Genomic DNA, 22175 nt, shown 5'->3' with positions numbered 1-22175 from the left:
CTACCGCTGCCCTACTGTCCCCGCCCCACCAAAGCCTCCATCATCAGATAAACCCCATTCGTCCACCCGAACCCAACCACATTGCTCTTGTACCCCGCAGCAACCTTCACATTCGCCGACCCGCTCACCACGTTGTATTTCTCACGGATCGTCCCATCCAAAAGATAGTTCTGCCGCACCGTACTCATAAACTTCGTAGCCACCCGCGCCGCATCCGCGCCATACCCGTATCGTGCCAGTCCACTCACCGCCAGCCAGTTCGTCGGAGCCCATCCGAACGGCAGATCCCACTGCACGCCCGAGGTCGTCTCGCTCATCGCGATCCCGCCATCATGCTCGAAGAGGGAAAGATGTTCCGCCACAGCCTTGGCCTGCGCCGGGCTCGCCATCCCCGCCCACAGCGGGTAGAACGTGCTGATGTAGTTATACGAAGAGGACTGCCCGGCAGAGAAGTCATAGTCCTCATACAAGCCCTTCGCCGCGACCCATAGGTACTTGTCTACCGCCTTCTTACGCGCCGCCGCGCGACTCGTCCACATCGTCGCATCCGCCTTTCGCCCAAGCTCCGTAGCGAAGAGTGCCATGTCCGTCTCGTACTTATAAAGCAGGCTATTCAGACAGACTGGCGCATAGTGATCCGTCGATCCGCTGAACGGTCCAAACCGGAAGCTCGAATCGAATCCCGACTCCCGCATCGCCCGATCTCCGCGATAGAAATCAGCACTCAGCCGATGCCCGTCCACATGGGCCCGCGCGCACACCTTCGAAGTAGAAATATCGCAGCTAGTCGTTGCCAACTCCGCCGCCTGCGCCGCATTGGGATTCTCCGGTGCATCGACAAGGTAGTTCGTATGAGCCTCAGGATGCACCACCAGCCACCGAATCACATCCGGATAATATCCACTATCATCCGCCATCTCCGGCACCGGCCCAGCACCCAGATCCTCATACCGCGCCAGCCCTGTGCTGCCAGCCAGATGCGGATTATGAGTCCACAACGCATAATCCCGCTCAGCATAGCCATAAGCCTTCGCCAGCCACTCCTTCGAGACAGGCGTATCCGCCGAAGGATGCTCATACACATCGCGAATCATCGACGTCAGCAGCGGCGGTTGCGATCGCGTAAAGAAGTAAGTCCGATTCGCATTCAGAATCGCCCCGTAGTTCTCAATCTCAAAGAAGAAGTTCTCAACCATCCCCTGCGCCAGCGCAGTCCGACCGTCCTGCACCAGCCCCAGCAGGATGAAGTAGCTATCCCACCCATACATCTCGTTGAAGCGCCCACCCGGCACCACGTACTTGTTCGGCAGGTACAGCAGACCTTCCTTGGGGATCTCGCTCACCTTCACGTCGCCCATGTGGTCGATCTTGCGCGGCAGATGCTCCACCTGCACCTTGCACTGCTGCTGCATCGCCACCACCGACGCAGGCGTAGCCATACCCGCAGGCAGGTACAGGATCGGCGCAGTCGTCACCTTCAAATCCACAACCGACTTACACTCCGACATCGACCGCGACAGCGTATCCCAACCACCCTTGATGTACGTCAGGATCTTCGCATTGTCGGCAGCATCAGCCGCCGCAACCTGCGCCGAACCGTCCGCCGAAATTCCCGCCGCCAGCAAGACCAGCAGGACACACTTGCTACGCAAAGCATTCATCCGAACATCCTTAAAGAGCAAATAACAAACGAGATGATTGTAGTCCGCTCACCCAAAGAACCCACGCCGTAGATCTCCTGCGCTCGCCGTTGCCCTTGCTTCTCTGGTTGTCATTCCCGAAGGGAATCTGCGTCTGCCCGCCAGGCCTACGCTGCCGGGCATCCCACCCTTCGCAGCCTTACCCGCAAAGGGTGGTTCATAATCCAACTACTTCACAGCACCAACCCAGCTTCCAAACGCAGGCACCACCATCTTCTTCAACGAGACCCCCGTCATCAGCCCCGGGACATCTGTAACCAAAGTAGTTACACTACCTGAAACATCCAACGAAACAGTCTGCTCAGTCCCGGTTAGATTCAACACCGTCACTACCGAACCAGCAGGACCCTTCCGCACAAAGGAAAGCACAGAATTATTGCTCTCATCCAGCATGGTCATCGATCCATCCCGCAGCGCACTATTATCCCGCCGCAGAGCGATCAGCTTCTTGTGCCAGTTCAGCAGGGAGTTCGGCTCACCCTCCTCCACCTTCACGTTCACCGTCTTGTAGTCGGCAGCCACGGGAAGCCACGTCTTCGCCGCCGTGCTGAAGCCCGCATCGACCGAGGCGTCCCACTGCATCGGCGTCCGCTCGCCATCACGGCCCTTCTCCTTTGGCCATCCCGTAATGCCGATCGGGTCCTGCACGTCTTCCTTCCGTGTCGGTGTGGACGTCACCATGCCCAGCTCTTCGCCGTAGTACATCAGCGCCGTAGACCGCGACGTAAACAGCAGTGTCGCAATCAACCGTGCAATCGCTTCGTTATGGACGCCGTCGCCATACCGCTCCCAGCTCCGCCCATTGTCATGGTTATCAAACACAAGCAGTGGATGGTTCTTCCCGATCTGGGTCTCCACATCCTTGATGCGCTGCCGCAGCAGCGGTACATCCAATTTGTTTGTAAAGCCGACCTGCATATCCATCGGTAATTGCAGTTCGTCCTGCTTCTCACCGCCGTACCACTTATTCAGTTCAGCGATGTTCGGCAGATACGTCTCGCCGATCAGCACGCGGTTCCCCGGATAGCTGTCCGCCATCGCGCGCATCCGCCGAATCACGTCATGCACCTCAGGCAGATTGCTCGTATACATATCACTCAGGTTCGGATCGCCCTGCGCATTCAAGCCCGGCTTCTCGACTGGGTTATCGCGCATCTGCGGATCTTCGAACAGCGTCGGAATCGCATCCAGCCGGAAGCCCGCCACGCCGCGATCCAGCCAGAACCGCATCGCATCGAACGCTGCCTTCTCAACCACCGGGTTGCGCCAATTCAGGTCCGGCTGCTGCTTGTAGAACTCGTGATAATAAAACTGCTTTCGCGCCGGAACCCACTCCCACGCCGACCCGCCAAAGCCGCTGATCCAGTTGTTCGGCGGAATCGGTTTTCCCTGCGCATCGAACCCCTTCGGGTCCTTCCATACATACCAGTCCGCCCTCGGGTTCGTCCGCGAACTGGCCGACTCGACAAACCACGCATGCTTGTCCGAAGTATGGTTCAGCACCATGTCCAGGATCACGCGAACATGATGCTCCTTGCCCGCAGCCACCAGCTTGTCGAAGTCTGCCAGCGTTCCATACTGCGGATCGACACCGACATAGTTCGAGATGTCATACCCGAAATCCACCTGCGGCGAGGGATACATTGGCGAGATCCAGATCGCATCCACACCCAGCGATTGCAGGTAACCCATCCGCTGCGTAATCCCGTTCAGGTCCCCAACACCGTCGCCGTTCGAGTCCTGAAAGCTGCGCGGATAGATCTCATAGATCACCGCATGCTTCCACCACGGACCGTCAGCCGCCCCGGCATGAGTCGCTGCCGTCATCTGCCCCTGTGCCGCCGACCCGCACATCGCCGCCAGCGCCAGCACGACCGCTGCCCGCGTCATCATCGTCCATCGAGCGAAGCCTGTCCCGCCCACGCCCCGCTCGTTCAAGTCCATCAAATTTCCCATAAGAATTCTCCCCGGTTTCCCGTCATTCGCCGTCAACAATACCATTTTCAAGACATTTCAGGCCACATTGTCATAGCAAATAGATGCAGTATGAAGCCCCAACGTCAAAGCCGGACTTCCGTCCAAACCGGATATCATGTTTCTCGCTGAACAAATCCCGGAATTGAGCCCATCAGCACGTCACCAAATGAAAGCAGCAGGGAACCGCATGTTTCGTAACACCGACCCGCACCACCTTCTTCACGCTGCAGCCTGCTGGTCGATCCTTACTCTCTCCTGTCTCGCCGCACACGCCCAGACCGGCCAGCAACCCGGCGCCATGGGTGGTTCCAGTACCGGTGCCGCACACGCCGCCGTCCTGGACGCCGAGAAGCGCCCCATCACCGCTGGTGGCTTCGTCAAGACAGGCCCCATCGTCTTTCAGGAGGTCGCCGCGAAGGCCGGCCTCGCCACCTGGACCCACAAGATGGGTGCCCCCGACAAAAACTTCATCATCGAGACCGTAGGCTCCGGCGTCGGCCTCATCGACTACGACAACGACGGCTGGCTCGACATCTACCTCGTCAACGGCTCCACCGACGAGGCCTACATGGGCAAGGCCCCGGCGCCCCACGCCGCCCTCTTCCACAACAATCACGACGGCACCTTTACCGACGTCGCCGCCAAAGCGGGCGTCCAGAATGACCGCTGGGGCTTCGGCGTAGCCGTAGGCGACTACGACAACGACGGCTGGCCCGACCTCTACGTCTCCAACTTCGGCAGCAATCGCCTCTTCCACAACAATCACGATGGCACCTTCACCGACGTCGCCGAGAAGGCCGGTGTCACTCTCGGCAACTGGTCCACCGGCGTCACCTGGGGCGACTACGACGGCGACGGCAAGCTCGACCTCTTCGTCGCCGGATACGTCCACTACAGCATCGCCGACCAGCCCGAGTCCGGCAGCAAGGCCTTCAGCTACTGCCAGTTCCGCGGCGAAAAGGTCATGTGCGGCCCACGGGGCCTCAAGGGCGAAGGTGACCATCTCTTTCATAACAACGGCGACGGCACCTTTACCGACGTCAGCCTCAAGGCTGGCGTCTCCGATAAGAACGGCTACTACGGCCTCGCCGCCGCCTTCATCGACATCAACAACGACGGCAAGCCCGACCTCCTCGTCGCCAACGACTCCACCCCCAACTACCTCTACCTCAACAAGGGCGACGGCACCTTCGAGGACATCTCCTACGCCTCCGGCTACGCCCTCAACAAGGATGGCCGTGAGACCGCCTCCATGGGCATCGCCATCGGCGACTACCGCAACAACGGTCTCCTCGACATCTACCACACCACCTTCTCCGACGACTACAAACCTCTCTACCGCAACGACGGCGACGCCAACTTCACCGACATCGCCTACGAGTCCAACCTTGCCGAAGTCTCCATCCCCTTCCTCGGCTGGGGCACCGCCTTCTTCGACTACGACAATGATGGCTGGAAAGACCTCTTCACCGTCAACGGCCACGTCTATCGCGGCGCCGACCGCTTCCCCTGGGGAACCACCTACGCCCAGCGCCCGCAGCTCTTCCACAACATCAAGGGCACAAAGTTCGAGGTCGTCCCTCCCGTCGAAGGCACCGGCCTCGCCGCCGTCCTCACCTCCCGCGGCATGGCCTTCGGCGACCTCTTCAACAACGGCAAGATCGACGCCGTCATTAACAACATGGACAGCCCTCCCGCTCTCATGCGCAACGTAGCCGCAGATAAGAATCACTGGGTAGGCTTCCATCTCATCGGCGGCCCGAAGAGTCCCCGCGACGCCATCGGCGCCTCCGTGGCCCTCACCGCCAACGGCGTCAAACAGCGCGAGGACGTCTACGCCGGTGGCAGCTTCTCCTCCTCCTCCGACCCCCGCCCCCACTTCGGCATCGGCCCCGCCACCAGGGTCGATAAGGTAGAGATCCGCTGGCCCGACGGCCTCCGCGAAGACATCACCCTCCCCGCCGTAGACCGCTTCTACACCGTCCTCGAAGGCAAAGGGATCCAACCCACAAATTAGTTCCCGAACGCAAAACGGAGCGCCGGGTCATCGGACTCGGCGCTCCGTTTACTGCCCACAAAACCCTACGGTGTAGCGGGAAGCGTGCTCAGGTAATGCACCAGGCTCGTCAGATCGTCTCCCGTAATCTTTGCTCCATAGGGAGGCATCGGGTTCGGCGTCCCGGCGGCCGTCTTTGCCGGAGGGCTCACGATCACCGCCCGTATCTGGTCCTCCGTACGTCGCGTCCCCACGCCGTTCAGGGACGGCCCAATGTCGCCGCCGTCCCCTCCAACGCGATGGCACAGCAGGCAGTTGTTGTTCGCAATGATGGTCTTGGCATCCGTACCGGTCGCCGCAACAGGCGCCGCGGCCGTCGCAGGTGCCGCAGCGGGTGCATCAGCCTTGGCCACCGGAGCAGCAACCGGCGTGTTCCCCGGCGTCAGGCGGAACAGCCCACCCGGCTTCGCGTCCTCGATCATCCACAGCGCTCCATCCGGTGCAACCTCCACGTCGCGAACCCGGTGCCCCATGGGCCAGCGCTCCGCCGTCTTCGCTCCGCCGTTCCCGTCGAACACGATGCGGATGAGTGCCTCCGACGCCAGTCCGCTGACGATACCCGACCCGTTCCACTGCGAGAACATCGCCCCCTTGTAGAACGTCAGGTTGCCCGGTGCAATCACCGGGACCCAGTAGATCACCGGCTTCGTCAGGTCGGGCCGCGTGTCCGGGCTGTCGATCGGCACGCCGTTGTAGTTGTGGCCATACGAGACCAGCGGCCAGCCGTAGTTCTTGCCCGGCAGAATCAGGTTCAGCTCATCGCCGCCGCGCGGTCCATGCTCCAGCTCCCACAGCTGTCCGTTGGGCGCAAAGGCCAGCCCGTACGGTGTGCGGATGCCGGATGCCCACGTCTCCGCAGGCGTCAGGTTCGGCCCCGGATAGGTGTACGTCCGCACGATCGGAGCCGTCTTCGCCTTCTCCGTATCCGCAGGTGGGTCGATCACCCCCACCGTGGGCGTTCCCGTCTTGCCCGCCATCGGGTTGCCCGGAGCAGGCTTGCCGTCCAGCGTCAGCCGCAGCACCTTGCCCAGCGGCTGGTTCGGGTCCTGTGCCGGAGTAAACCGTTGCCGCTCGCCCACCGTCAGGAAGAGGTACTTGCTGTCCGGCGAAAACGCGACCTCCGCGCCAAACTGTCCGCCCTGGCCCCGCTCGCCGTCATGCCAGATCACCTGCAGCCCTTCCAGGCTCGCCGTACCCGTGCCAATCTTCAACTGGGCCCGCGCCAGCGCCAGGCTCGACCCGCCATCGCCCGGCTCGGAGTAGGTCAGGTACACGTTGTGGTCCTTCGCATAGTGCGGCGACAGGTAGACGCCCAGCATCCCGCCCTGGCCCTTCCACAGCACCGCCGGAACGTTCGCCACTTCCGTCTTCGCTCCCTGCTGCGTCACCAGTTGCAGCGTGCCGGTCTTTTCGGTGATCAGCATCCGCCCGTCCGGCAGGAACGCGATCTTCCACGGCAGGCTCAGCGTCGTCACCTGGGTAATGGCGAAGGGCAGGCTCGCCTCCGGCTTCTGTTCGCCCGCATTGACCTGCGCCAGTGCGCTGTTCGCAGCCGCGGCTACCATCAGCCCCGCGATCGCCAAGTGCTTCATCGTTCCCCATTGCTGCATGTGTTTCCCCTTTATCAATAGAGCGGTCTGACCATAAGACGATATTTCGACGCCGTTAGCCGCAGTCTTTCGCCTTAGAGTATCGCGCTTCTTTGATCAGGGCTTCTTCTATCTACGCGACTACCAGTTCTCTTGTGGTTTTGAAGGGCGGGACTGAGCAAGTTTTTTTCATTTCGAGTCCAAAGTCTTGATTCGGGGTGGGATAGGTCTGGACTTGTTCGGACTTGCCTGCAGCCCGGGCTGCGGCATGGTCGGCGAGCTGCTTTTGGGCTGCGTCCCATTGGGCGTTGGCGCGGGCGATGGCTTCGGGGTCGCGGCGGTATTCGACGGTGGGGCGTGGGGTGACGACGGGGGTGTAGTCGGGGATGGGTACGGCGTCGGCTTCAGGTTCTGGCCCGGGGGCGAGGACACCGAGGAGGGGGTCCTGGACGAAGTCCTGGACGAGTTCGGTGGCGGCGGGCATGGACTTGGCGTGACGGGCGGCGCGGGCGAGGTTGGTGCTGCAAACCGAGAGTCCCTTGATGAGGGCGGTGGCGTGGCGGTCGTCGATGCCGTTCGAGGCGAGCAGGCGGAGGACTTCGGAGAGGCCGCGCTGGATGGCGTGGAAGTCGTCGGGTGCGGGCAGGGCGATGAAGGTGATGCCGTGGACGGTCTTGTGGGCTGCTGGCTGACGGCTGGTGTGGTGGTAGAAGCAGAGCTTCTGGGTACGGAGGGCAGGGCTGCCGCACTGGTGGCCGTCGGTAAAGATGTGGCGGCACTGGTACGGCTTTTTGGCTTCAGACGTCGATTCGGACATGGTGATCTCCCTTGTTGCTCAGGTTGGGGTGCTGGTTAAACGCAACAAGCCCGGCTGGGTAGCCGAGCTTGTGATATTTCCTACTAACCTAAGTGTATCACAAATGGCTAACTCGTAGGCCAATGTGCGAAAACAACGGCAAATGCAAGGAGAGGATTAACACGGATCAGTGCGGATGACACGGATTGGGGTATGGGCTCAGGTTTGCTTCGGTCGAGTTGATGGGTGTTCGTGGGTGGGTCATCATGGCAACGGTTCAAGGCGACCGATCGCGATGGGCAGTTGGGTGAAGCCGTCGGACGGAGCGAACTGAAACGCAGTTGGTCGTCCGGCGGCATCGACTTTGAACTTGATTGCGCCTGAGCCGACTCCCGTGGGTGACTGCCCGGGACCGTTGCCGCGCGTGTCGTTGAAGTGTGGCTGCGCAGCAGAGTCATAGAGGACGACGGTGAAGATGCCGGCGTGGTCGACGGTTGGCGGCTCCGCTACGAAGAGCACGTGGCCGGTGTCGTGGCCTTTTTCGACGGTGGGGAAGCGCCATGCGATGATGTCTCCCCGCTGTGCGTCGCGGAGGAAGTCGATTCGATGCCAGCCATCGGTGGATTGCGGGGTGTGCGCACTGAGGAAGACGTAGTACTCGAAGGCGCGCGGGCGAAGTTGATCGGGCTCGTGCGGGATCATGGCGTAGTGATCGGGCGCGGCGCGCTGCATGACGAAGCTGACGAAGCCGTTGCAGTCGCAGTCGTAGATGCCGCGATCGACATCGATGCTGGAGACGTGCTGGTAGTCGGTCTGGGTCAGGTTATTGACGATGAACTCTGCCTGCGAGGCCATCTGGCTGGGAAGCGAAAGCTGCGGTGTGGGTGTCATCGGTGTACGCCTCGGAGGGTGAGCAAGGGAAGTGTCGGCGAGGTTTGTGCTTTCTACAAGTTAAAAATAATGGATGGTGAGATGTCTCAGTGTTCGGCGGTGACCAGCAAGAGGGTAGGAAGATCGCTTTGGCGGTGCGAGTCAGGACGTCCCGTCCTTTGGTGTTTGCCGCGTGACGTGTGGACCTGTCTCGGCGTCCTCGAACTTGTCTGCGGCGTGGGGCTGATTGTTCCCGGCGCTCTCCACTGGCGCCCGATGCTTACGGTTGTGGCGGCGGTGCTGCTCACGATCGAGAGCAGCGTGTTTGTCTGGGTGCACATGAATTACACGGAGGCGACCCCGATCATCATGACCGCTGTGTTGGGTCTCGTTATGTGTTTGTTGCTTATGGACGGTTGTTCTTGAAGCAGGTTTTGTGAGACCAGTTTGAAGGCAAAGCCCTTTAGGTAGGCGAGCTTGTATTTTGCTAAGTCGCTCGCCGAGAATGCGGCACACTCGTGAATAAAGTCGCTTTGCGCACTTTTCGTGCGGACGCTTTACCGATTCGAGGAGCGCGAGGACCTCCTTAGAGGGTAGAGTCTCGATGAGTGGGCACCCTTGTGCAGTTGATATGCGGACCGCCGCCCTAACGTACAATTCCCACATTCTCCGTTGAGGTTCAAAAGAATGTCCGAACCCTTGAACTTCGGGGTTGACCCGAAGTTGGCAACACTCCTTGGCAGTTCCTATAACTCTACTGAGAAGGCAATCAAAGAACTCGTAGACAATGCGTGGGACGCAGATGCTAACGAAGTTCTTATCACCCTCCCAGATCAAATGAGTTCAGACCCGATAGTGGTTATCGATGATGGTGATGGGATGACGGTACCGGAGCTTCGCAGTGACTACCTTAAAGTCGCTCGCGACCGCACAACGATCAAAGGTGACCGGACTAAGGGAAAAGGCCGAAAGGTCCGGGGCCGGAAGGGAATAGGAAAATTCGCGGGACTGATGATTGCGGAACGAATGCAGTTGATCACGAAAGCTCGCGGTATTCAGGCAGAGTTGCTATTTCAGCGTGAAAGCATGGCGCAGTCGAAGTTCGACTTCGAGCATGTCCAGATACCATTGACCGAGTTGAAGTGCTCCCCGGATGCGCACGGTACGACAATCATTCTGAGTGATCTGAATCGTAAATTGACTCACCCCAGCGCCGACAAGTTACGGAGCATATTACTACTGGATTACGGCCGAACTGCTGATTTCAAGATTTTGGTCAATGGTCAAGAGACAACCCTAAAAGATATTCCTGGGGAGTATTTCGACCTTTCCCACTCGTTGCCTGAGGTTGGAGAAGTTGCCCTATCCTTTGCCATCTGTGAAGGGAAGCAGAAGCTTCGTGAGAGCGGAATCGTCATCAAGATCGACGGTAAGTCCATCGGTGACCCTTCCTACTTTGGCCTCGAAGATCAAGAGGATCTACCCAAAGAACTTCTTAAGCGGGTTTGCGGGGAGATTGAGGTTGCAGGTTTGAAAGGTGACGTGACGGCAGACTGGGGTGCTGTGATTGAAAACAGCATTGGTCTACAAGCGGTCCAGGTTTATGTACGGACAGAAATACGGAAGGCTCTTGAAAGTTTCTTTGAGCGTGAGTTCAAGGCTCTTGAAGCGCTGATACGACGGCAGAATGATGCTCGCTTGCGAGAGTTGCCTGAGTACAAGAGAGAGTACGCGACTGCCGCTATATCGCGAGTAATCAAGAAATTTTATGGCGAGAGCGAAGACCGTATCCTATCTGTCGTCGCTGTAGTACTTGACTCGCTAGAGAGGGATGAGTATTGGGAAGTCTTACGCGCGGTTCATGAAGCGGAGCATGGCGATATTCAAGCTCTTGCGGATGCGCTGACTAATTTTGGTTTGCTCGAAATCGTGATGATTGGGAAGCAGGCTAAACGTAGAATTTCCATTCTCGACGCTTTCGAAAAGATGATCAACGATGCATCAACGCTCGAAAGTCAAGTTCATAAAGTTTTTGAACAAAACACTTGGATTCTTGGCGTGGAGCACGCACTCCTCTTCTCGAATAAGTCATTGAAGACCATTATCCAGAATTACACGATGAACAAGTATTCCGGAGAGAGAGAGTCGAAGCGACCTGACCTTCTTTTGCTCAGCGACTTGAAAAGGGATTACACCTTGATCGAATTTAAACGACCCGTGAAGAGCATAGGTCGTGACGAAGAGTCTCAAGCTCAGAAGTATCGTGACGACCTGACACCAACAGTTAGCCCAATCAGGATCATCATGATGGGGAAGGATGTAGAAACACCACTCCGGCTGAATTCGGGCAAGGACATTCAGTATCTGTCATATGCGGCCGTTTGTTCGCACGCGCGGAACGAAGTTGACTGGATTCTCAGCAGCCTCGCAGCCGAAAAAAATGCCTAAAGTCAGCAGGCGAGTGGTTAACTTGGCGAATACCTATTCGTAGTTTGAAACCGGGTGAAAAGGCGCTGTCAGGATTTCACGACTAGAGAAGCAACCGTGCCTTTGCTGACAGCGACTGCGTTCCTTACTGGATGCCTAGCTTTGCTTGTAGGCGTTCGAGGGTGATGCCTTTGGTTTCGGGGTAGACGAAGAGGACTACGAAGAATTGGGTGACCATCATTGCGGCGAAGAAGGCGAAGGGGGTTCCGCCGGAGGCCTTGGCCATGATGGGGAAGCTGAAGGAGATGATGGCGTTCATGATCCAGTGGGAGGATGAACCGAGGCTTTGGCCCTTGGCGCGGACGCGGGTGGGGAAGACCTCCGAGATATAGACCCAGATAACGGCTCCCTGCGAGAGGGCGAAGAAGGTGATGTAGCTGCAGAGGAGCCAGACGAGCAGGTCCTGGTGGGAGTTGGTGAAGAAGATGCCGGCGACTCCGGCGAGGGAGAGGGCGGTGCCGACGCTGCCGATGAGCAGGAGGGTCTTGCGGCCGATCTTGTCGATGAGGGACATGCCGAGCATGGTAGCGATGAGGTTGATGAGGCCGATGATGACGGTCTGGAGGGAGCCGGAGAGCTGGCTGAAGCCGGCCTTCTCAAAGATGAAGGGCGTGTAGTAGAGGATGGCGTTGATGCCGGCGAGCTGGTTGAAGAGGCCGATGGAGACGGCGAGGAAGATGGGCAGGCGGTATTTCGATTGGAAGAGCGGCTCGTCGCCCATGCCGCGCTCCATGTGGATGGAGTCCTTGATCTCCTGCAGCTCGGCCTCGGAGTTGGGGGAGCCCATCATCTTGAGGACTTCGAGGGCTTCGTCGGTCTTGTTCTGGGTGACGAGCCAGCGGGAGCTGCGCGGGATGCCGTAGAGCATGATGAGGAAGAGGACGGACGGGATCGCGGCTACGCCAAGCTGCCAGCGCCACTGCATGGCGAGCTGGCTGACGTGGTGGACGAAGTACTGGGCGATGAGGTAGTTCGACAGGTAGGCGACGAGGATGCCGAAGACGACGTTGAACTGGAAGAGGCCGACCATGCGGCCGCGCCACTGGGCCGGGGCGAGTTCGGCGATGTACACCGGTCCGAGGACGGATGACCCGCCGATGCCGAGGCCGCCGATGAGGCGGAAGACCATGAGGGATGGCCAGTTCCAGGCGATGGCCGTGCCGATGGCGGAGACGGTGTAGAGGATGGCCATGATGCGCAGGGCCTCGCGGCCGCCGATCTTCTGGCCGAGGACGCCGGCGAACATGGCGCCGATGACTGTCCCGATGAGGCCGATGGCGACGGTGAGACCGAGGGTGGAGGGGGTGAGCGAGAAGACGGTGGTGAGCTGCTGCGTGGTGCCGGCGATGACGGCGGTGTCGAAGCCGAAGAGGAGGCCGCCGAGGGCTCCGACGATGGTGCTCTTAAAAAGGTACGGGGTCATCTTCATGTGGTGCGGGGCTCCGGTCTTCGTTCGGGGGAACGGGCAATCCTCAGAAGCATATCAGCCAGAGGGAGTTATGCCGACAGGCTGGAAGCGGTCCCTCGGCCTGAGAGCAGGTGGGCTCCGCAGGATCGGCGCACGACGGTCTGGGTCTGGAGCAGGATGTCGCGGGTGGGGAGGAGGGGATTTTCGACGCGGTCGAGCATGGCGCTGAGGGCGGCGGCACCGATGTTGCCGCAGTTCTGGTGCTCGGTGGTGAGCGGGGTGGGGAGCATGGCGGCATACTTGACGTCGTCGATGCCGACGACGCGCATGTCTTCGGGGACGCGGATGCCCTTGGCGGCGAGATGGGTCATGAGGTGTGCGGCGGTCCAGTCGTTGGCGCAGACGATGCCCTCGGGCTTGCAGGACTGCAGCATGTCGTCGATGAACTTCGGATCGTCGGGATCGCCGCGGCGAACGAGGTCCTCGCGGTTGTCGATGCCGTACGCGAGGAGCGCCTCGCGGTAGCCGGAGATGCGGGCGGCAACGGTGGTGGCTGAGAGCGGCTTGGCGAGGAAGGCGATCCGCCGCAGGCCGAGGCGCAGGAGATGCTGGGTGATGAGGAAGCCGGTGCGGCGATTGTCGATGCCGACGAGGTCGTATTTGGAGCGGGTGGGGTAGGGGGCGTAGCAGCGGTCGAGCAGGACGATGGCGATGTTCGCTCGATCGAGTACGGCGACGATGCGCTGGTTGACGGCGTCCCTGGCGGGCGTGAACTCGAGGGGAGCGAAGAAGACGCCGGAGACCTTCTGCTCGACGTAGCGATGGGCGAGCTGTTCGGCCTCGCGCTCCTGCAGGGCGGCGTCTCCCATGGCGTGGCCCCAGAGTAACGAGTGGGCCTTGGCGAGTGGCGACTGCATCATGCCGTGGCAGACCGGCTCGAAGATCTCGGTCTTGCCGAGGTCCGGGATGAGGAGCCCGAAGAGGTGGCCACTGGATCGTGCTGGGGCGAGAACGTGGGTGCCGGAGCCTGCTCGCCGCGAGACGAGGCCGCGGAGCTGCAGCTCGTTGACTGCCTTGGCGACGGTGATGCGGGAGGTCTCGTAGCGCTTGCCCAGTTCAGCCTCGCTGGGCAGCCGGTCGCCGGGACGGAAGGTGCCGGCCTTGATGGAAGACAGGAGGTCGTCGTAGACCTGGCGATACTTCGGAATCTCGAGCGGGGAGCCACCTGAGGTGGGATCGGCCTTTGGTTTGCGCTGCCTGTCCGTCACGCTTGCCTGGGTATGTCGTTTCGACTTCATACAATCTCCAAAGCAAGAGTGCAGAGAACCAATGTATAGACAAAGTCAACCTCCGTAAAGGAACGGCTGCGTGTTACCTCTTTGTCTCCCCGATCCGTTCGGCAGTTTCGTTCAAGCTCAGTGCGGTTCTTTCGCATCGATGTTCACTGCTTCTGCACATTGCAATGTGTGCAGGGTGGCATATCAACTTCGCGTCGGCTGGATGGCCCGGTGATTGACAGCTCTTTGAGGGCACGCGTAGCTTCTGGGATGTCGACGGTCATGATCCGATGATGATCGGATTGAGACGGTAGACTGAGCCCAACCCATGACTCCTTCAGTAGCCCCCGTTTCTTCAAGATTTCTTTGCTTAGCAGGTCCTGTGGCGCGTCTGTGGGCCATTGCAATCCTGAGCGCGGCTCTTTCGGGTGCGGGCTATGTCTCCACGCCTGCGCCACAGAATCTACAACAGATCCAGCAGCAGATCGACCGAGGTCAAACCGCTGAGGCTCTCAGGCGGCTTGATGCCCTTGCGGCCACGACGCCGGTGCCGGAGGGCGTTCATCGACTTCAAGGAAAGGCGTTTTATGCCGCCGATCGATTTGCCGAGGCTGACACGGCGTTTACCGCTGCACTCGCCCAGAACCCGAAGGATCTTGAGTCGACGCAGATGCGCGGTCTTACGCTCTTCCGGCTCGGCAAGCCGGGAGAGGCGATCCCGCTGCTGCTTGCTGCACATGACTGGACGCCGGAGACCCGCGTCGATCCAAGCTATGTGCTCGCGCTCTGCTATCTGGATGCGCACCGCTACGATGATGCCCGCCACGCTTTTGGGGCGCAGTACGGCTTTCCTCCCGATTCGGCTGCTGCGTATCTTCTTGCGGCCCGAATGCTTCTGCGCCGCGACTATCTGCCGGTCGCGCAGGATTTCGCGCAAAAGGCGCTCGCCATTGATCCACAGTTACCGCTTGCTCACGCGCTGCTTGGCGAGATCGCGCTGGCGGGGAATCACCTTGATGTTGCGGTGGCTGAGTTTGAGAGGGAGCGGACGCGCAATCCGCTTGATGGGGCTATTTACGATCGGCTGGGCGATGCGTACTCGCGGGCTGGGAATTATCAGCAGGCGCTGCAGTCGCTTCAACGCGCCGTCATTCTGGAGCCGAATGTGACTGCGCCGTTCATCCTGCTGGGGAAGGTTTTATTGAAGCAGGAGGCTCCTGCGAATGCGGTGATGTACCTGGAACACGCCGTAGCGATGGACCCCGGCAACTATATGACGCATAGTCTTCTGGGGCAGGCGTATCGTTCGCTTGGGCGTGCGGAGGATGCTTCGCGTGAGACACAGACGGCGCAGAGGCTTCAGGCGAAGAGTGACCCGAAGTTGCAGAATGTGAAGTAGGTTTGTGGCGGCTTCAGCAACACGAAGGGCACGGCTGAGCCGTACCCTTCTGTGTTGAGGTTTTACATTTCCACGTCCCAGAAACTGGACATGGGGCACCCGGCATTGGTCGGCAGCTTGAGGTGCTTAGTAGCCGCGCTTGGTGCTGGAACGCAGGATGTTGAAGCTGATGCCTGCACTGATGCCGTAGGGATGGATTGCGCCGTAGGTGAATTGCGGCCACTCCTGGTACTCGGCGTCGATGAGGCGGATCTTGATGCGTTGATTCAGCCGGTAGTCCACCCCGGCTCCGGGTGCGATGACGAAGTAGCTGCCGGTTGCGTAGTCGTACGGGAAGTTGAAGTGGCCGAGGCCGACGAGCAGCTTGCCGTAGGGGTTGAAGCGATGTTTGCCGAAGGAGACTCGCGGTCCAACCAGGTAGGTCGACAGGTGGGTGTCGGCCTCCTGGTTGTAGCGCAGAAGTCGCGCTTCGCCTTCGATGCCGAAGCGCCAGGTTACGTTGAAGTCCGCGTAGACACTGGCGCCGCCCAGGTCTCGCTTGCCATAGTCGATGTTGTAGCCGCTAACGGTTCCGCCTACCGTCATGAGGGAGCCAGGCCCGGTACCTGCGTACCGTGCCTGCCCGTGACATGCCGCGACCACTAACCAGAAGCAGACCGCGGAGAGGAGCCATTTGAGAATGCCACCAAAGTCCCGGTTCATCTACTTGCTCACCGTCAGGGTCATGTTGACCGCCTGGATGACACCGGAGCCGGTTGCGGAGGCCGTGATCTGGAAGTGGTAGGTTCCAGCCGGAGTTCCGTTGGTCGTGATGGAACCGCAGCCAGAGAGGCCGACTGCAGCACCGAGAGCGCAGAGCATCAGCAGGAGACCGCCAAAGTTCCGCAGTCGACGTCCCTTCCAGAAGAGCAGGCAGAGGAAGGCTCCTGCAGGCAATCCGCAGAGGGCGATCATGGTGGAGCTATGCGTGTCATTCTTTGCTGTATTCGCCACGCTGCCAGCAGTGAGCGGGGAGCCGGTATCGACGACCACGTTGACACTGTTCGATCCATCGGCTGCCAGCATCATCCAGTCCGAGGTGAAGGTGCAGGTTGCCGCGACGGGAAGGCCCAGGCAGCCGAGCGCCAGCTTATCCGAGAAGCCTTTGACCGAGGCTGCCGTGAGGACAACCGTGCCGTGTTGCAGGCTCTGCATCGTGAGGGCGGTGCTGCTTGCAGCAAGTGTGAATTGTGGTGGTTGACCGACGGTGAGGGAGATGACCGCCGAGGAGGAGGTAGCGAAGACGGAGTCGCCGCTGTAGGTCGAACTGACGCTGGTCAGGCCGGTCTGCGGGTTGATGGTTAGCGTGGCAACACCGGAGGCGTCGATCGCTGCTGCGCCGAGGGTGGTTCCTGCGGATTGGAAGGTGACCGTTCCCGTCGGGACGATTGAGCCGGTCCAGCCTACGACCGAGATCATGGTGATCTGCTGTCCACCGTTCAACGAGGTCGCTGAGCTGGTGAGCACGTCGGTTGAGGGCCGCAGGATGACCGTCTGGTTGAAGGCGGGTGAGCTGCTGCCGAGGTTTTGCGTGTCACCTGCATAGCTTGCGATCAAGCCATGCTGACCAACGAGGAGACTCGACACGGTGATCGAGGCTACGCCGTTGGCGTTCAGCGTTGCCTGACCGATCGAGGTGCCTCCATCATTGAAGGTGACCACGCCCGTTGCCTTGCCGCCGTTAGTCGTCACGGTTGCAGTGAGGGAGATGTTGTCTTCGACGGTTGAGGGGTTCTGGTTACTTGCCAGTGTCGTCGCACTCGTGGCCTGCTTCACCGTCACCACGATGGGTGCTGAGGTGCTGCCTGAGTAGTTCGGATTACCGGCGTAGACTGCGCTGATATTGTTGCCGCCAAGCGGAATGCTCGCGATGCTGAGTGTGGCAAGCCCACTCGCAGAGACCGATCCCGTTCCCAGGACGACGCCTCCGTTCATGAAGGTGACCGTACCGCTGATCGTTCCGCCCGTCGGATTGCTGGTGGTTGCGGTGATTGCCGCCGTGAGGACGACTGGTGCGCCTGCAGGGGCTGGGTTGACACTTGCCGAGACAGCCGTGGCGGTGGCGATCTGCTGCACCGTTTCGACCAGTGGTGCGGAGGTGCTGCCCGCGTAGCTGGCGTCTCCGGCGTAGACAGCGGTGATGGTGTGTAGCCCGGGCGTCAGGCCTGTGGTTGAGAAGGTGACTGCTGAGGCACTGTTGAGCAGCGCCGTACCGATTGCGTTTCCACCATCCTTGAAGGTCACGGAGCCGGATGCTACGGCTGTGCTGCTGCCGTGGACCTGGACCGAGAAGGTGACGGAGCTACCGACCGGGATGGTCGCGTTGCTCGTGCCGAGAGTGGTCGTGCTGCCCTGGCCCTGTACGACCTGGGGGACCGTGTTCGAGATGCTTGGGCCGTTGTTTGTATCACCCGAGTAGCTCGCCGTCAGTAGATGCGTTCCGATGGTGAGCGTCGAGACGGTGAGTGAGGCCGAACCGCTGGCGTTGATCGTGCCGGTGCCAAGCGTCACGCCACCATCGATGAAGGTGAAGGTTCCGGTGGGGGTCGAGCCGCTTGCTGCGACGGTCGCGGTGAGCGTGACTGGAGCAGATTCAAGCGAGGGATTCGCGCTTGAGGCGAGGACCGTAGTTGTATCCTGCTTCACACTCTGGACCAGGATGGGCGAGGTGCTGGTGTTGTTCGTTGCATCACCGGAGTAGACGGCGGTGATGTTGTGCTGACCGAGCGTCAGCGTCGAAACGGTGACGGCTGCGGTTCCTGAAGCGCCGGTGGCCTTCAGGGCTGGTGCTCCGAGCGGCGTGGTGCCATCGAGGAACTGAACCGTTCCGCTGAAGCTCGAACCCTGCGTGGTGACGTGTGCGGTGAATGTGACGCTGGTCCCAAGCCCGGAAGGATTGAGGCTGGAGGTGACCGTGATCGCGGTTGGATCGACCGACAAGACCTGACCCGACAGGTTGATCACCGCGGGTGAGTTGCCGGAGGCCGAGGTAAGGGAGACGGACCCGAGAACGTTCGTGGCGACTGTCGTTGGCGAGAAGGCGATACCCATCACGCATGACTTACCGGTGTTGAGAGTCTGCGGCCATGTGCAGGTGGTTGTCGCCGGATCGAGCGACGCGTTGACCAGCGCCGGAGTTACCAGGCTTAGATCGGCGTTGCCGTCGTTCTCAACCAGCTCGGGGTTCGGCGGCGAGGTGCGATTGACGCGGATCGGGTCGTAGATATAGCTGGCCAGATTGCCGTCGATCTTGCGGATTCGGTTGTGGAACATATCGGCGATAAAGAGGTTGCCCTGTCCGTCGTAGTAGATCGCGTACGGACCATACCACTCACTCTTGTCGGCGTTACCACCATCGCCCTGGAGCTGCTCTGCCATGTTTCCGGCAATGGTGGTGATGATTCCCGTAGATGCCGTGACCTTGCGAATGCTGTTCCAGCCCGCATCCGCGATGAAGAGGTTGTTGGCCTGATCCACGACCACGCCCGCTGGCAGATTGAGTCCCGCATCAGTTGCAAGGCCGCCATCGCCAATGTAGGTGCCGCCGCCGCCGGCGACTGTTGTGGCCGTCCCGTCCGGAGCGACCTTGCGAATCCTGTTGTTGCCTAGATCAGCTATGTAGAGGCTGCCATCCTGACCGAAGTTGATTCCGGAGGGATAGGCGAACTGCGCAGCGAGCGCGGGGCCGTGGTCTCCGTCGGTCCCCTGTTGGCCCGAACCTGCGAAGCGGGAGATGATGCCTGTAGCCAGATTTACGCGGCGAATGCAGTTGTTGCCGCTATCCGCGATCAGAAGGTTGTGCTGCGCGTCGATAGCGAGACCCTTCACTGTCGCAAGCGTTGCGCTTCGTGCAGGACCACCATCTCCAAGTGCGCCCTGGCCACCTCCGGCGACAGTTGTGATGACCCCGCTGATCGTGTTCAACATGCGGACCACAAAGTTGCCGCTGTCGGCGATAAAGAGATTGCCTGCTCCGTCGATTGCCAGTGCTGTTGGGCCATTCAGTGTCGACGCCGTTCCAGGCCCGTTGTCTCCGGAATATCCGGGGAACTCCCCCCCGGCAAGGGTCGTAATGAGCTGCGTAGCGGCATCGACACGGCGGATGCGATTGTTGTTGGTGTCCGAGATGTACATGTTCCCGGCCGCATCCGTGACGACACCCTGCGGCAGAAAAAGGGAGCTTTGCGTCGCCGGAACGTTGTCAAAGTCGTAGAGCCAACCTGCGTCACCGGCAACCGTATCGAGGTGGCCCGGCGTGATGACGCTGAGTGGCCCCGATCCATAGCCGGTGAGGAACGATGTGCCGAGAGCTGTGCCATCCGTCTGCGTCAGCACTACCGCGCCCTGCCGCAAGCCCGGAAACTTCGGCGAGAAGCTGACGTTTACGGTGCACTGGTCTGCAATGGCGTAGGGGCTGTTCGCCGTGCAGGTTCCACCGCTGATCTGGGTGAAATCGAGGCTGGCGGAACCCTGGGTGAGGGTTCGGACCGCGGCGACCGTGCCCGCCTTGAGCATGGTTACTTTCACCGTCTGGGTCGCTGGAGTGCCCGCGACCGGAACGATTCCGGGAAATTGAGAGACCGTCTGCGCCAGCACCTCTCCCGTACCCGTTGCGAGGACGAGTGTCAGAAGGAAGCCGAGTATCATGGCGGTCTGGAGACGAAGACCGGCGGCAAGGCGGCCTATTGCTCGTCCCGATGCGTTGGAACGGGGGTGGTTCGCCCCGGGGAGGGAGGAGGAGATGCTCAAATCGAAGGATGGCTGGCGAGTCATGCTGGTCATAAATGGCCCCGAATGTAGCTCATGGAACTTATGCCGTCGGAGTTCCTCATTGCATCTATCGGCTGCCGGGTCGTACTGGGGGCGGATAAATCAGAACTCGAAGGTAACAAGTTATTTGGTTACTAATGTAATAAATCTAGCATGGTTACCTGAAATAAGGTTACCTTAGTGCGAATTAAGTAACCTTTTCTCTCGGCAGATGTGCCAAATTTTTCGCTGTATCCCATCCGTATCGATCTTTCCCTGCAATCCGCTACCATCACACCTGTGATCAATTCTGTTGAAAACGGCACCCCTACGGCGGAGAACACAGCCGCGCTGCGCGTCCTGAAGACCTCATCAAGGGCCTTTTCTGTTCTGCTGTTTCTCTTGCTTGCCTGCCTGCTGGCTGGGCCGGGGGTGGGCCAGACGCTCGCGCGGCCGGGCTGGGCTGGGTCTGGGATGAATCTTGAAGCCTGGTGGACCCATGCCATCTTTTACGAGGTCGATCCGCATGGCTTTCGCGACGCCGACGGCAACGGGATCGGCGATCTGCGCGGCCTGACGAGCCAGTTGGACTACATCCACTCGCTTGGCGTCGATGCCATCACCGTTACCCACGTCGCTCCCGCGCAGGGCGAAATTCCGGCGCGTCTTCAGTCGATTGACCCTGCCGTCGGATCGCTTGACGACTTCGATGACCTTATTCGCGAGGCGAGCCGGGACAGCCTTCGGCTCATCGTGCAGTTGGACGTGCCTCAAGGGACCGATCCTGCAGCGTTGGCGACGATCGCTAAATTCTGGTTGAGTCGCGGAGCCGCGGGCATCAGCGTGCGCTCGGGTACGCCGGGTGACCCATCGCGTGCAGCGCAGTTACATCGGCTTCACGAGGTGACGAGGAGCTTTGCAGGGCAGCGGATCCTGATCGCCGAAAGCTCCTCCACGGGTAGCGCGGCCATACCGCATGCGGATATCGACATGGTGCTTGATCCTGCTCTGGCACAGGTTGGCGGGGCCGATGCCGGCAAGCTTCGCACCGCGATGGAGAGTTTGCAGGCGGCCTCTGCCAATTTGGCTCTCATCGCTGCAACGGATGGTCCGGAGAGCGATCGCAGCGCCGGGCGCATCGGCGACGGCACCAACAATCAGGCTATCGCCAAGGTGCTTGCTACGTTGCTGCTCAGTACGCGGGCTAACGCGCAGCTCTACTTTGGCCAGGAGATCGGCTTTGCTGCGAAAGCAGGCGATTCGGCGCTCATCCCGTGGGGTGTGCCTGCCGATCCGAACGCGAAACCTTCCGCAAAGACGGCTTCACAAGGGCCTGAGGTGATCGCTGAAGAGGCAGATCCCGACTCCTTGCTGAACTGGTATCGCCGCCTGATCGATCTTCACCACGGCAATGCGATTCTGCGCTCGGGGGCAAGCGATCTGCTCAACCATGACGACCAGAACAGCATCGTCTGGATAAGCCGCAAGGCAACCATCACGCCGCTCACACCGGCTATTGTTGTCGCGTGCAATCTCTCTTCTAAGCCGGTCACGCTCTCGCTCACGGGCGATATCGCGAAGCTACATCTTCGCGGCAACTTCCTGCGCACGGTGATTCGCTCGGATAATGGCATGGGTGGCATGAGTCTCAACGCCATCACGCTGCCGCCGTTTGGCGTGTATATCGGCGAGATTCGTTTCTAGGGCGTGTCTGATAAGTAACGCGAAGTCCAATACTCCACGAAGGCACCGTGGTGCCTGCCGGGCGTGAAGTCGCTTTCGTAATAGCCCCGCGCAAGCAACGGCAGGGCAGACGCCAGTTCTCTGC

General features: G+C 60.2%; 14 protein-coding genes. 5 read left to right on the top strand and 9 right to left on the bottom strand.

Annotated features, from left to right (window positions below; all coding sequences use genetic code 11):
- Positions 1 to 11: 11 nt before the first annotated feature.
- Positions 12 to 1661 (bottom strand): alpha,alpha-trehalase, encoded by a 1650-nt coding sequence (locus OHL20_RS07395; RefSeq protein WP_263382558.1) that lies wholly within the window; start codon positions 1659 to 1661, stop codon positions 12 to 14.
- A 207-nt stretch (positions 1662 to 1868) separates the two neighbouring features.
- A complete protein-coding gene (locus OHL20_RS07390) occupies positions 1869 to 3656 on the bottom strand; it encodes a glycoside hydrolase family 13 protein (protein WP_317890938.1) in 1788 nt (595 codons plus the stop codon).
- A gap of 208 nt (positions 3657 to 3864) precedes the next feature.
- On the opposite strand from OHL20_RS07390, the gene OHL20_RS07385 reads away from it, so the two are divergent.
- Positions 3865 to 5694 carry a CRTAC1 family protein gene (locus tag OHL20_RS07385; protein ID WP_396271768.1) on the top strand — a complete coding sequence of 610 codons (1830 nt, stop codon included), beginning with the start codon at positions 3865 to 3867 and terminating at the stop codon, positions 5692 to 5694.
- A gap of 65 nt (positions 5695 to 5759) precedes the next feature.
- Here OHL20_RS07385 and OHL20_RS07380 read toward each other — a convergent pair whose 3' ends face one another.
- The 3 genes from OHL20_RS07380 to OHL20_RS07370 all read right to left on the bottom strand — a co-directional run bounded on the left by OHL20_RS07380 (position 5760) and on the right by OHL20_RS07370 (position 9009).
- The gene (locus tag OHL20_RS07380; protein WP_263382557.1) at positions 5760 to 7343 is read right to left on the bottom strand and encodes a PQQ-dependent sugar dehydrogenase; all 1584 of its coding nucleotides are present in this window, start codon (positions 7341 to 7343) and stop codon (positions 5760 to 5762) included.
- A gap of 112 nt (positions 7344 to 7455) precedes the next feature.
- Positions 7456 to 8139: a hypothetical protein gene (locus OHL20_RS07375; protein ID WP_263382556.1), complete on the bottom strand. Its 684-nt coding sequence runs from the start codon at positions 8137 to 8139 to the stop codon at positions 7456 to 7458.
- Positions 8140 to 8382: 243 nt separating this feature from the next.
- A complete protein-coding gene (locus OHL20_RS07370; protein ID WP_263382555.1) occupies positions 8383 to 9009 on the bottom strand; it encodes a hypothetical protein in 627 nt (208 codons plus the stop codon).
- Positions 9010 to 9090: 81 nt separating this feature from the next.
- On the opposite strand from OHL20_RS07370, the gene OHL20_RS07365 reads away from it, so the two are divergent.
- Both OHL20_RS07365 and OHL20_RS07360 read left to right on the top strand, forming a co-directional pair.
- A complete protein-coding gene (locus OHL20_RS07365; RefSeq protein ID WP_263382554.1) occupies positions 9091 to 9414 on the top strand; it encodes a DoxX family protein in 324 nt (107 codons plus the stop codon).
- Positions 9415 to 9675: 261 nt separating this feature from the next.
- Entirely contained in the window at positions 9676 to 11436 is a 1761-nt protein-coding gene (locus tag OHL20_RS07360) for an ATP-binding protein (RefSeq protein WP_263382553.1), read from the top strand.
- Between the two features lie 124 nt (positions 11437 to 11560).
- On the opposite strand, the gene OHL20_RS07355 is transcribed toward OHL20_RS07360, so the two are convergent.
- A complete protein-coding gene (locus tag OHL20_RS07355; RefSeq protein WP_263382552.1) occupies positions 11561 to 12904 on the bottom strand; it encodes a sugar porter family MFS transporter in 1344 nt (447 codons plus the stop codon).
- 68 nt (positions 12905 to 12972) lie between these two features.
- Positions 12973 to 14181: a GntR family transcriptional regulator gene (locus tag OHL20_RS07350; protein WP_263382551.1), complete on the bottom strand. Its 1209-nt coding sequence runs from the start codon at positions 14179 to 14181 to the stop codon at positions 12973 to 12975.
- Positions 14182 to 14542: 361 nt separating this feature from the next.
- Here OHL20_RS07350 and OHL20_RS07345 point away from each other — a divergent pair, with 361 nt between their 5' ends.
- Positions 14543 to 15559 carry a tetratricopeptide repeat protein gene (locus OHL20_RS07345; RefSeq protein ID WP_263382550.1) on the top strand — a complete coding sequence of 339 codons (1017 nt, stop codon included), beginning with the start codon at positions 14543 to 14545 and terminating at the stop codon, positions 15557 to 15559.
- A 126-nt stretch (positions 15560 to 15685) separates the two neighbouring features.
- Here the strand turns inward: OHL20_RS07345 and OHL20_RS07340 are convergent, their stop codons facing one another.
- Both OHL20_RS07340 and OHL20_RS07335 read right to left on the bottom strand, forming a co-directional pair.
- A complete protein-coding gene (locus tag OHL20_RS07340; RefSeq protein ID WP_263382549.1) occupies positions 15686 to 16261 on the bottom strand; it encodes an outer membrane beta-barrel protein in 576 nt (191 codons plus the stop codon).
- Positions 16262 to 20380, bottom strand: a complete 4119-nt coding sequence (locus tag OHL20_RS07335) for an Ig-like domain repeat protein (protein ID WP_263382548.1) — start codon at positions 20378 to 20380, stop codon at positions 16262 to 16264. It abuts the gene before it with no gap.
- Positions 20381 to 20581: 201 nt separating this feature from the next.
- Here OHL20_RS07335 and OHL20_RS07330 point away from each other — a divergent pair, with 201 nt between their 5' ends.
- On the top strand, positions 20582 to 22051 hold the full coding sequence (locus tag OHL20_RS07330) for an alpha-amylase family glycosyl hydrolase (RefSeq protein ID WP_263382547.1): 1470 nt from the start codon (positions 20582 to 20584) through the stop codon (positions 22049 to 22051).
- Positions 22052 to 22175: the final 124 nt, after the last annotated feature.

The sequence above is a fragment of the Granulicella arctica genome (assembly GCF_025685605.1).
Lineage (GTDB): Bacteria > Acidobacteriota > Terriglobia > Terriglobales > Acidobacteriaceae > Edaphobacter > Edaphobacter arcticus.
This window is presented reverse-complemented; position numbering and strand designations above follow the sequence as displayed.